This is a genomic window from Nostoc sp. LPT (assembly GCF_017115165.1).
Lineage (GTDB): Bacteria > Cyanobacteriota > Cyanobacteriia > Cyanobacteriales > Nostocaceae > Nostoc.
In genome coordinates this window covers 16,242-28,576 of record NZ_JABXKF010000118.1, presented here as the reverse complement: position 1 = coordinate 28,576, position 12,335 = coordinate 16,242, and the positions used below count along the sequence as shown (strand labels likewise).

At 39.8% G+C, this 12,335-nt stretch carries 9 protein-coding genes; 5 read left to right on the top strand and 4 right to left on the bottom strand.

The features are described from left to right. Positions 1-699 precede the first annotated feature (699 nt). On the bottom strand, positions 700-2,349 hold the full coding sequence (locus tag HWQ58_RS22275; RefSeq protein ID WP_292867228.1) for a Ppx/GppA phosphatase family protein: 1,650 nt from the start codon (positions 2,347-2,349) through the stop codon (positions 700-702). A 349-nt stretch (positions 2,350-2,698) separates the two neighbouring features. On the opposite strand from HWQ58_RS22275, the gene HWQ58_RS22270 reads away from it, so the two are divergent. The 4 genes from HWQ58_RS22270 (at position 2,699) to HWQ58_RS22255 (ending at position 8,045) form a co-directional block, all read left to right on the top strand. Next, entirely contained in the window at positions 2,699-3,580 is an 882-nt protein-coding gene (locus HWQ58_RS22270; RefSeq protein WP_292867226.1) for a 4-hydroxybenzoate solanesyltransferase, read from the top strand. 249 nt (positions 3,581-3,829) lie between these two features. Continuing rightward, positions 3,830-5,653 (top strand): asparagine synthase-related protein, encoded by a 1,824-nt coding sequence (locus tag HWQ58_RS22265; protein WP_292867224.1) that lies wholly within the window; start codon positions 3,830-3,832, stop codon positions 5,651-5,653. Between the two features lie 585 nt (positions 5,654-6,238). After that, positions 6,239-6,895, top strand: coding sequence for a pentapeptide repeat-containing protein (locus tag HWQ58_RS22260; protein WP_292867222.1), 657 nt, complete (start codon positions 6,239-6,241; stop codon positions 6,893-6,895). 265 nt (positions 6,896-7,160) lie between these two features. Beyond that, positions 7,161-8,045, top strand: a complete 885-nt coding sequence (locus HWQ58_RS22255) for a hypothetical protein (protein WP_292867220.1) — start codon at positions 7,161-7,163, stop codon at positions 8,043-8,045. A 168-nt stretch (positions 8,046-8,213) separates the two neighbouring features. On the opposite strand, the gene HWQ58_RS22250 is transcribed toward HWQ58_RS22255, so the two are convergent. The 3 genes from HWQ58_RS22250 to fraC form a co-directional block, all read right to left on the bottom strand. Next, complete coding sequence (locus tag HWQ58_RS22250; protein WP_292867218.1) at positions 8,214-8,993, bottom strand: ABC transporter permease; 780 nt, start codon at positions 8,991-8,993, stop codon at positions 8,214-8,216. A gap of 116 nt (positions 8,994-9,109) precedes the next feature. Further along, complete coding sequence (fraD, locus tag HWQ58_RS22245) at positions 9,110-10,117, bottom strand: septal junction protein FraD (protein ID WP_292867216.1); 1,008 nt, start codon at positions 10,115-10,117, stop codon at positions 9,110-9,112. A gap of 63 nt (positions 10,118-10,180) precedes the next feature. Further along, positions 10,181-10,720 carry a filament integrity protein FraC gene (gene fraC, locus HWQ58_RS22240; RefSeq protein ID WP_292867214.1) on the bottom strand — a complete coding sequence of 180 codons (540 nt, stop codon included), beginning with the start codon at positions 10,718-10,720 and terminating at the stop codon, positions 10,181-10,183. Positions 10,721-10,958: 238 nt separating this feature from the next. Here fraC and HWQ58_RS22235 point away from each other — a divergent pair, with 238 nt between their 5' ends. Continuing rightward, positions 10,959-12,095 (top strand): cob(I)yrinic acid a,c-diamide adenosyltransferase, encoded by a 1,137-nt coding sequence (locus HWQ58_RS22235; protein WP_292867212.1) that lies wholly within the window; start codon positions 10,959-10,961, stop codon positions 12,093-12,095. Positions 12,096-12,335: the final 240 nt, after the last annotated feature.

The following is a 12,335-nucleotide window of genomic DNA, read 5'->3' as shown; positions in this document are numbered from 1 at the left end:
CCTACCTTAATGGATTATTGTCGGTTTGAGGCACTTCAAAAACTGAGATGCTCCCGCTTACAAGTTGATGTCTACCCTAATTGCTGTAGGGTGTGTAAGACTAAATTAATATCGTTAGAAACATTGCATTTGATGGCAACTACGCTCCACCCCACGCATAGGTGATGAACCTACCGAAGTTTTACCTTGAAGTCTCCAGCAACTGCGTAAGCGTAGCCCGTAGTAGACATCGCCATACCTATCGGTAAAAGTCAGCGCAAGTTTTTTTCAGTTACTAACATCATATTTGCTTGATTAATTATTAAACTATTGAAATTTTATATAAGGATATCTAAGTTTTCCCGGCTTAGATATCCACTAGCAACATAACCTACATTTTATAGATTGTTAAGCTTATTATAATTACTAATTTTTATTTTTAAATAGTTCTTGGGACAGTTATAAATTCGTCCTTAAGTTAGATGTCAAAATTAAATATATATTTTTATCTAATATAGTTTCAAGTTTAATTAAAGTTTTTGTATATAAGAGAAAGTTACTTGTATAATCATACCTTCCTAAATAGTTACTAAATAAAGTTGTCTGATTTTTACCTAAAGCTTTTATATGGAGCCTAACTTCTCAAGTTGAATTAGCGATCGCAAGCATAAAACATCAGCTATATTCAGGTGCGTTACACTGGTTAACGCACCTCACTTTCTAAGACAAGTTAGCAATGCTAGACTTTTCTAAACTTGCTACTAATTTCACTCCAAATTCTTCTTCAAACACTCCTTTTTTATAATCTAAGCTCCAAAGTTCTAAAGCACAATCATCATCTGGTTGAGATGGAAAAATTAACAGGTTGACCTGCCTAAGTTGTGGATAATACTCACATTGCACTTGAGCGATCGCACCAATTTGTCGTCTATCTAATGCCACTGCTAATCTCAAAATTGCACTTAATTGACTAACAATCTGTCGCTGTTGTTTAGTCAGCAAACTCTGGTAGTTTTCATGTTTTTTCTTGGGCGGCGATTTGCGATGATAACGCGCTATATTGGCAATAATTTCAATCTCGGTTTCTGTATAACCGAGTAATTCTCCATTGCGAATTAAATAGTAAGAGTGCTTGTGGTGAGAAGAATGGCTGATATAATGACCGCAATTGTGTAATATGGCCGCTGCCCACAGCATTTGTCGTTCGTCAGTTCCCCAGTGATGTAGAGTACCTTGAGTTTGGTCAAATAAACTCTCGGCAAATTTTGCCACGCGATCACTGTATTCTAAGTTGATATGGTATTTATCCGCGAGTTTGAGAACATTCCGTTCCCGAACTGAACTTTGGTAGCGTAGCTTATCTTCAATTAAACCGTGGGTTAACATCCAGTCTACGATTACACCTTCTCTGAGAGAACGCTCACAAACTGTAACCGATTCACTACCCAAGAGGGTCATTGCTTCCTGTAATATGACTGCGCCAGCCAGGATAACTTCAGGGCGCTTCTCTGGCATACCAGGAATCTCAGCCCTTTCGGAATTACTCAGTTTCCGCAAGCGATTTACCAACTCTTGCAAGTCTTTAAGACTGAACTGGTAGCCATTGAGAGTGGAAGGAATAACACCCGACTTTTCCCGTGCATGAATCATCGCCAGGGTTTCAATTGTGCCAGATGTACCCACCAAACGGGGAGATTCCCCAAGCTTTAGGTTGGCTAGTATCTCATCCACGGAACGTTCCAACATACCGCGTGTATAAGATTTTAAGTAGTGAAACTCAGTATTACTAATGGGGTCAGTGGTGATTAACTCGCTAGTGAGTCGCACTGCACCAACTTTGGTACTGGTGAGAGTGCGGGCTTGCTGACTATCGCCTAAAATCAATTCTGTGGAACCACCGCCAATATCAATAATGGTATGAGGCTGGTTGTTAAATTCCATCCCCGACAGCACGCCAAGATAGATTCGCCGCGCTTCTTCTTGACCAGAAATCAAGTTAACGCTTAAATCTAACTCCGTTTCTATTGTGTGCAAAAAATCTTTACCATTGGGCGCTTCTCGCACAGCACTAGTTGCCACAGCGATGATTGTTTCAGCGTTGATAGTTTTGGCAACTTCTTGGAAGCGTCCTAAAGCCGCGATCGCCTTTTTAATGATCTCTGGTTTGAGTTCTCCAGTGGTAAGATTGCGATCGCCAAGCCTCACGGTTTCCTTTTCTCTAGCAATAATGCTGAAAGCTGGTAGTGTGGGGTCAATTTTGACTACTACCATGTGTAGAGAATTTGTTCCCAGGTCAATGGCAGCAATAATCCGATGTTGCTTAGATGGTTGAGTAGGAATACTCTCCCAGCTAGAAACTAAATTCAGCATCTAGTTTTCTCTCTTTATTAAGAAATGATGGCAAACGGTGATACGTCGGGGTAGCTAGCACTGATATTTATGACAACACACTTGCTCAGACTGAGTGCTATTAGCGGTAGCAGGGCGTTGAGCCAGTGCTGAATATTGAGTAAATTAAAAAATACTCAGCATTCGCAACTCAGCTTGGTCGAGGGTAACTGAGCTATGTATATTCACCCTACTATCTATAACCGCAGTGACTATTTAAAGATATTTAAAGTTGCCACTTTGGCTTATGTTTTTACAAATAACAAATAACGTTATTCTATAGATGTAAAGAAGTGTGAATTCATCTATCTAAAGTTATTTGTTGATTTTTATGTTAATAACGCCAGAACGCCCCCAGTCACCAATTTGGCTTGTAATTATCCGGCTTTTACGCTGGCATAAACCAGAAGGACGGTTAATTTTAATGATTCCTGCCCTTTGGGCTGTGTTTTTGGCAGCTTCAGGAAAACCGCCTATACCTCTGGTTGGTGTGATTATATTAGGTACTCTGGCCACGAGTGCAACTGGGTGTGTTGTCAATGATTTGTGGGATCGGAATATCGATCCAGAAGTGGAGAGAACACGCGATCGCCCCCTCGCTTCTCGCGCTTTATCTGTGAAAGTTGGGATTATAGTCGCGATCGTATCTTTAGCATGTGCAGCAGTCTTGGCTTTTTATCTTAACCCCTTAAGTTTCTGGTTATGTGTGGCAGCAGTGCCTGTAATTTTGCTTTATCCAGGCGCAAAGCGGGTGTTTCCTGTACCGCAATTGGTGCTTTCCATCGCTTGGGGTTTTGGGGTATTGATTAGCTGGAGTGCAGTCACGCAAACCATCTCCCAAGCAACTTGGTTACTTTGGGGCGCGACTGTACTGTGGACATTGGGATTTGATACAGTTTACGCCATGAGCGACAAGGAAGACGATCGCCGCATTGGTGTTAATTCTAGCGCCCTATTTTTTGGTAATTACGCCCCTCTAGCCATTGGAATTTTCTTTGCTGGCACAATCTTGTTGTTGTCTTGGTTAGGCGTAGTTATACATCTGCACTTAGCCTTCTGGATTAGCCTTGCAGTTGCTACTATCGCATGGGTTTGGCAGTCTCTGCGATTAAGAGAGCGACACTTACCTAATTCTGCTTATGGTAAGATGTTCCAGCAAAATGTGTGGATTGGTTTTATTTTACTTGCTGGGATGATTGCTGGATCTTTATAAGAAGTAAAAATGATATGGTGTTTCCTAATCATACAAGTTACATCATAAGCCCCCTCCTAAGAGGATGTTTGAAAAGTCATGATTGATGTATCAAATATTTTTTACCCCACCCTAACCCTCGCCGTATGTATTGGGGAGGGAACTGGATTTTTCGGTTTCCCCCCAATACATCGGGGGGATTAAGGGGGGTGATTAAAATCACAGCCAACCACTTTTCAAACAACCTCTAATATGCCTTGAAAATTTCCCATGCTATTTGATGCGTTTAAAAATCGTAAATCTCCTAAAATCAAATTCATCAAGACTAACCCAACCTGGCGCGTAGCGTGGGGAAAAATTAATCCAAATTATGAAGATATAGCTTGGCGAGATGAAAAAATTTCTGTAATTTTACCACGCACAACTTCGGAATTTTCGACGGAGAAATTAGCAATCAGTTCTAGAGGACGATTTGTTGTTGTTGGTGATGTTTGGTTAACTAACCGAGTGCAGTTGCTGCAAAAGTTGGGAATTGAACCGGATAGCTTTCAAGGAAATTATCTGCAACTAGTGGCCAATCTTTGGGAACGATGGGGTAATGAAAGTCTTAGCCAACTTGTGGGAATGTTTGCACTAGTGGTTTGGGATAGAGAGAAACAGGTGTTGAGATTGGTTCGCGATCGCATCGGTGTTCGTACTCTCTATTACACTACCACTGGTTCAGTTCGTTGGATTGCGCCTCAACTGAGAACTTTAGCACCCCATCGTTCATCTGATTTAGATTTGATGGCGTTACGAGATTATCTTTGTTGTGCCTTTGTTCCTGGAGAACGAACCCTTTGGGAACAGGTGCGGGAACTGCGACCTGGAACCGTTTTAGAATTTCCCGATCGCCAAGTTACAGCTTATTGGCAGCTTCAAGAACAGATTACAGCAATCGATCAACCCTTAGCATGGCATGGCGATCGCTTGCGAGAACTCCTAGACCAAGTTGTTCAAGAATATTTACCACCAGCAAATGAACCCGTTGGCGTTTTTCTTTCCGGTGGTTTGGACTCTAGCAGTATCACTGCTTTAGTAGCAAAATTCCACAAAGCACCAGTCCACACCTTCTCGATTCATTTTGGTTCGGAATGTCCCAATGAGTTAGAATTTTCCAGTCTCGTTGCATCCCATTGTCAGACGCAGCACCATATTTTGGAAATTACTTTTAAGGATATGTGGTCACGCCTGCCGGAAACAATGGCTTATTTAGATGACCCCATTGGCGACCCACTGACTGTTCCCAACCTGTTACTGGGACGCCTGGCCAGAGAAAGTGTAGAAGTAGTTTTGAATGGTGAAGGTGGCGACCCTTGTTTTGGTGGGCCAAAAAATCAGCCGATGTTAATTAATAGTTTATATGGCTCTGTCACCAATCAGGATGCATTGCAAGCTTATTTAATTTCCTTTCAAAAGTGTGCTGTTGACTTACCGCAACTTTTAAAACCAGAAGTTTGGACAGCAGTACAAACAGCGCCTTGGGTTTTTGCAGAAGACTTATATTCCCAAGCCAGCTATCTGAATCGTTTGATGGCAATGAATATCAAATTTAAAGGCGCTGACCAAATTCTGACCAAAGTCAGTAACTTGACTCAAGCTGCTCTTTTGCAAGGTCGTTCTCCTTTATTTGACCAACGAGTAGTAGACTTAAGCATGGAGATACCTCCAGAGTATAAGCTTTCTGGAGTGGAAGAAAAAGCAGTTTTAAAGCAAGCGATTACCTACGGTACGTCTTCTCTAGGAGACGCTGCGCGTAGCTTGCTTCCCTGTAAGGGTACGACGATCGCAAATATTTTACCAGACAAAATTATTCATCGTCCCAAAAGTGGCATGATGGTACCGGTGCAGTTAGGATTTCGGAAATATTGGCAGCAAGAAGCCAGAGATTTATTGCTCAATCAAAATGCATGTATTGCTCCTTACTTAAACCAGTTGCCAATTCGTAATTGGTTAAACTATCAAGGAGATACTTGGAGTCGTTATGGAGTCAAGCTGTGGTTGCTTGCTAGTTTAGAAATTTGGTTACAAGTAAATCAAAAAGTGCAGCAGTGAAAGCAACAAAAGGATAGGTCATGACTAAGTTGGGTTATGCCTTCGCTATCACTGCTGGGTAATAAGTGAAGATAAGTACTCAGTACTGATGGAAATTTTGAATCTTAACTCATTCCCTAGCTTTTCATAAAAAGCCGTAGGGAAATCGAAGTCATTAGTACCAATGACCAAGGACAAATGACTCTTGTTGTATGAATATTTCCTGACTTATGTCAGCATTTTTTGTTTTAAAAACCACTGAGAAAACGTATTTTCAAATGATTGCCGATTTTTTGTTAATTTATTTTTGATTATTTACTGAGCTAATCTCCGTTTGCAGTGTACTCTCAATATACGGTAACTACCACACTCAACCTTTGAGATCATGTCCGCTTGATTACTTATCAAACCCGAATCACCCCACCCCGCCAAAGCTACGCTTTGTCTCCCCTCCCGAAAAGCGGGGAGGGGATTAAGGAGAGCCAGTGCCTTGGGCGGGCAAAGCCCGACTTTAAGCACCTGGCCTGAAGGGGTGCAATGACTGTGGGAATCATAACTAATTATGCGGACATGATATGAGATCAATTACACCCAGAGGTGAATACCATGAAAAATTATACTCAACAACAGGAATTTATTTTAAGTCAAATCACAAATAAATATTTTCAGCGTCGGGATTTCAATGGATGTGACTTGAGAGGAATCGACCTGAAAGGAATTGATTTAAGTGGTATTAATTTAATTGGAGCAGATTTGCGTGATGCAAATTTGTCTGGCTGTGTTCTGACTCGTGCTAATTTAAGTGGCGCAAATTTGATGCAAGCTAGCTTACGTGAAGCTAATTTGTATGAAGCATCTTTATGTGAAGCCAATTTGACTAATGCTGATTTAACACGAGCAAATTTGTGCGGAACTTTTCTATGGCGAGTGAAATTCATAGGTAGTACTCTTTGGAGTGCTTCTTTATGTGATGTGGATTTGAGAGAAGCAGACTTAAGTGAAGCCAAATTAATTGAAGCATCGCTGATTGAAGCTAACTTAAGTTTTGCAAATCTCACAGGAGCAAAGCTATGTGGAGCAAAATTACTAGAAGCGAATTTGACTGAGGCTAACTTAACTAGTGCAGACTTGACATGGGCAAATTTAACTAAAGCAAACTTGAATAAGGCAAACCTTTGGAAGACAAATTTGATTTATGCAAAGTTGCGAGATACTATCATGCCTGATGGTACAATTGAGCAACCTCAGATAGTTATTTATTAGCTAGAAATAGCTCTGCCAAAGTGAGATAATCTTGTGATTTCGTTTATTAATGGGGTTATTACAGGAACACGAGAAAGCAATAGGCTACCCACGCCACCATGTCAGCACAACCCCTTAATAGGGATTGGGTATCGGGGATTGGGGAATGGGTATCAGGCATGGAAGCAGGGAGTACGAAGCAAGGAAGATAAATCTTCCTCCTGCATCCTTTCCCTAGTTCTTAGTTCCTAATCCCTAGTCCCTAGTTCCTATGCTTCCAAATCTTATGCAGCAGTTTAATATTGGTAATATTGTTAGCCTTGCTAGCTATCTATATCGTTCAAATTTCAAAAAGTTTTCTCGCTTGTCATTATTTGCCCATTTATGGCTAATAGTCCCGATTTATGGATGGGCAAAATTTTATGCGTTCGCTGGTTTAATTTCCGGTTTAGCGTTTAGTGAAATTAGTGGTCAGCCTGAAACAAAAGTTGCAAAAATTCAGATTAAAAAAAGATTTTGGCAGTTTCTCATAACTGCAATTCTAGTTATATTAATATGTTTACTACAATTTTTTCTTGTTTACATTGGAATTTCAATAATTGCCGGAATAATATATGGAATATTAGCAACAATTTTTGGTGCCATATCTCAACCAATCAATCAAGCAAATCCCTTTGACAATACTATATTTAGAATCATCATTATTCCGACAGCTATAGCTGTTTATTTCAGCCCTCTATGGTTTTACTCGCGTTTCTTCATTACTGATTTACCTCTAGCAATAGAAGATGATACTAACTCCATTGGCGCAATTAAGAGAAGTAGACAACTAAGCAAGGGTTTAACATGGCGGATTATTGCCATTATATTCATATCATTTGTAATTACTTTACCTATACAAATTTTAGGATGGTTTATTTATAGTATAGGATTTAACATTTTAAGACAACTAATCTCCCTATTGTTATCTGGAGATTATGCTAATGAAAATAAAATGTTTATCAGTGCATTACCACTGATGATTTCAAATTTAATCAATGGCATAATATTGATGCCCTTTTGGCAATCTATTAAATCTGTAGTTTACTATGACATTATTTGTCGTCGAGAAGGTTTTGATTTAAAAATACGCGATCGCACTATTGAACTAACATCTGATTATAATAGATAAATTGCGAGAAATGATTTGGGTGCGCCTGCTGTGGCTAACGTATCCAAATGCTTGCTCCTGTTTCTTTTTCATCAAGGGTACATTTTACCTTTATTGGTAAATTCTTTCCTAGAAATCACTTTAATTCTAATAATTCTTTCTCCCCTGCTTGCCTCAACCGCCCGATGCCTAAAATTCGCGTTTTGAAAAGATAAAAATAGCGATCGCTAACAACATGGTACTATATAGTAAGCCGTAACCAGCATTCATAATCAGTGCAGTAATGTCAGGTAGTGCTTGTAGACCATAAACAGCATCATTTTTCAAATCTAATCGAGATAAATCTGGCAAGAAAAGAAATAAAGCTTCAGTTAGACGTTCCATACCAGGGTTACGGCTAAGACGACCAAGTTGTACTAAATCTTGAGTAATATTTCCGATTAAATATACCGCAAAGGTTAGAACAGTCGCTAGCAGAGAAGCAGTAAAAACACCGAAGGTAATAGCTACGGCAGTAATTAATGACAACTGCAAAAATAAGAAAATTGCAGCAATTAGAATGCTTGCTGTAGGATGAGGAATATTACCAAATTGCAGAAATACCAGATAAATTGCTGTCATTGTGGCGACAAGCACAGCTAGGACTGCGGATAAACCCAAGTATTTGCCGACGATAATTTCACTGCGACTAACAGGTTTAGCAATTAATACTAAAACAGTGCGTTTTTCAATTTCTTTATTAATTAGTCCCGTACCAATAAATATCGTAATAATTAACCCGATGGCATTCATCGCCACCATTCCAAAGTCTAAAAATATTTTATCTTCAGCCGTAGCTGCAAATTCAGGAAGAACGCGGAAGGCAGTGGCGAGTACTAGCGCATAAAAACCAATAATATATAGGATGCGATCGCGTACCACTTCCTGAAACACATTCTTTGCTAATACAAAAATTCTGTTAATAATCATTTGTCATTTGTCATTTGTCATTTGTCATTTGTTATTGGGCATTGGGCATGGTTATTCTCCTTGTCCCCTTGTCCCCCTCATCTCCCTCATCCCCCTCATCTCCCCACTCCCCACCTTCACTGCTGCGGAGGCGGTGAACCAGAAATTAATTTACTGGCGCGATCGCATTCAATTTCTGCAACTGTAATCTTATTCTCTGAATTATTGCCTGCTGCAACTGGTTCAATGCGACAAGATTTTTTTAAGTAATAGCCTCGTGGGTTAGAACTCGGGCCTATCCAAATACTTAATAAATCTAATATATATCCAGACTTTGTATTAGCTACACGCGGTTCAACGCGCCATAGTTCCTTCTCTTCATATTTACTCAGGTTTTTTTGAATTATTCCCCTACCCAGATTTCCTACCCGTTGTTTCGCATCTAGCAACCATTTTTCTACTTCTGACCAAGGTCTTTGGGCTATTTGTTCTACTACCATTGGTTGAAGTTTTTCTAGAATTACAACGCCGTTTTGGGGAATTTTTACTAATTCTTCTGTTCTGGGAACAAAGGTACTATGTTTAAAAGTATCTGCCTGTAAACTGGGATATTGTCGTAACCAATTATCCGTCACAAAGTGAAACTGAATCCAGCAACTTAGTAGCATACTACTAGCAACTAAAATTATGATTCTTTGGCGGTCTTCTGGCTTAGGAATTCGAGCTTTTGCATCAGTGTCATTTCCTTCAATAAACTCTGGTATTGCCGTAATTAGTGCTGAAATTGTCGGCCAAAAAACGATTGTTTTGGGTGTAATTACATCTTGTTGATCTCCAAATGCAAAAACACTCACTAAAAATCCAGTGATTACTGCCCCGACTGGCATAAAAGTACCAGGAACCCTCAAAGGATCTTCAGTTGTATACCAAGCTGTACCAGCAATTAAAAATAACCAACCGAAAAAGGCAATTATATCTTTGATATAACCTGTGGCACAATATGAAAGTACCCAAGAAAAAATACTTAAATAAATAAATGTCTGCCAAGAATAAGCTTTGGGTGGAACTAATATTTTTCTAATTCCTGCATAAAGCCCTTCAGCAAATTTAAAAACCCCAAAGACATCTTTTAGTAGCGTATTCATATTCTTCTCTACACCTGATTATTAATCAATAATTTTCCTCTAAATTAAACAAGTAATTTCTTGCTATTTTGAACGAAATAATAAAATAATGGTTATTGCAGTATAGCTCAGAGAATTTGCTATTAGTATAGTAGTAACTAAATTAGTATTTTGGAAATTAAGGGTGGTAAAACGACGCCGTTGCAGCCGCTGAGATGTTTGAGTATCCTCTTCTTTTTTAGCAAATGATTCATTTAATGAAAATAATAAAATCCTTAAAATGAAAAATTTCATTAAAAACGTAGTAAAAAAAATTATACAAGCAGTTAAAATAATTAAAGTCTGTGTATTCGCCGATTTAAAATTATTAAAAAGCATATAGTTAATTAATTCTGATTTCACCTGTATCGGCAACAGTGGTTCTGATACAAAAAATATGAACCAACCAATTACACTCGAAAACAGATTGATAGAAATTGCATAAAAAATACTGGTTTTTTTGTCAAATTTTAGTCGAGAATGCAAAACATAAGCTTCGATGGGGATGGCAATCAGTACAAATAAAAAGTCAAACAGAAATCCACCAATGGGAAAAATCCTGGGAAGCATCCAATTGTCAAGCATAAATGGTTAAGCGTAAGGGTTAACTGTAGTGAGTATAACTGGGATAGTAAGGGTGATGGGGGAAATTATCCCATTGTTCTTGGCCTTTACTATGCAGATGTGCCAGTATTCCTCTATTGATATTGTTAATAGATCGAACTGACCCTTGTACAGACGTGTTAGAGGGGCAGTTTCTCTATCTGAAAGTACAAGAGGTTAGGTAAGATTAAAGACTGCCATAGTTATAGCTTTTCGAGAGATGACAAGGAACGGTATTGGGATTCGGACGGCGCAAGCGCGTCAAGAACGGCTTATTGGTCAAATTCACGTCTACGATGGTCTGGGTAAAGGTAAATCTCAAGCGGCTTTGGGGGTGGTTTTGCGCTCCATTGGCTTGGGAATAAATACGCCTAGCAATTCTAATCGTGTTTTACTGCTGCGGTTTTTAAAAGGGCCAGAACGTGATTATGACGAAGATGGTGCCATCGCAGCTTTACAACGCGGGTTTCCCCATTTAATTGACCAGGTTCGTACCGGGAGAGCGGAATTTTTTGGGCATGAGGAAATTACCACCTTTGACCGAGATCAAGCAACGCGGGGTTGGGATGTCGCCAAAGGTGCGATCGCTAGTGGTTTATATTCAGTCGTCGTCTTGGATGAAATTAACCCCGTTCTGGATTTAGGTTTGCTACCAGTGGATGAAGTGGTAAAGACATTAAAATCCAAACCCCAAGAGTTGGAAATCATTGCTACCGGACGCGCTGCACCCCAAAAATTGCTCGATATTGCAGATTTACACTCAGAAATGAAACCTCATCACCACCCAACAGCCAAAGCCCTCTTCCTTGAAGGGATTGAAATTTATACTGGTGCTGGTAAAGGTAAGTCTACCAGTGCTTTGGGCAAAGCTTTACAGGCGATTGGTAGGGGAATTAATCATCCAGGATCTACCCGTGTGTTGATTATGCAGTGGCTAAAAGGTGGGAGCGGCTACACAGAAGACGCAGCGATCGCCGCTTTGCAGCAGTCATATCCAGAAGTGGTGGATCATCAGCGTTGCGGTGGAGATGCGATCGTCTGGCGAAATTCCCGACAAGAATTAGATTATGTAGAAGCCGAAAGGGGTTGGGAAATTGCAAAAGTTGGGATCGCCTCTGGATTGTATAAAACTATTATTCTCGATGAACTAAATCCCACCGTTGACTTAGAATTACTCCCTGTTGAACCCATTGTCCAGGCTTTACTCCGCAAACCCCGCGACACCGAAATTATTATCACTGGTCGGTGCCAAAATCCACCCGCGTACTTTGATTTGGCTAGCGTCCACTCAGAGGTTTATTGCCACAAACACTATGCAAATCAAGGTGTAGAACTTAAACGAGGGGTAGATTTTTAGGCATTGCTGATTAAGAGAAGGAAGAAAGCATTGATTGGTCAAAAGTTACTGTTTGGATAAATGCTTTAAAGGTGAGTTAGCATTTTCAATGCATGGAATAAGTAGACAATAATATAAGTCGATATAACGAATTTACTTTCTAGGTTAGAAAATGCTGCTTGGTTTAACGGGAGCGATGCCTGATATTATGTCCGCTTGATTACTTATTAAACCCGAAGAACCGCACCCCCAACCCCTCCC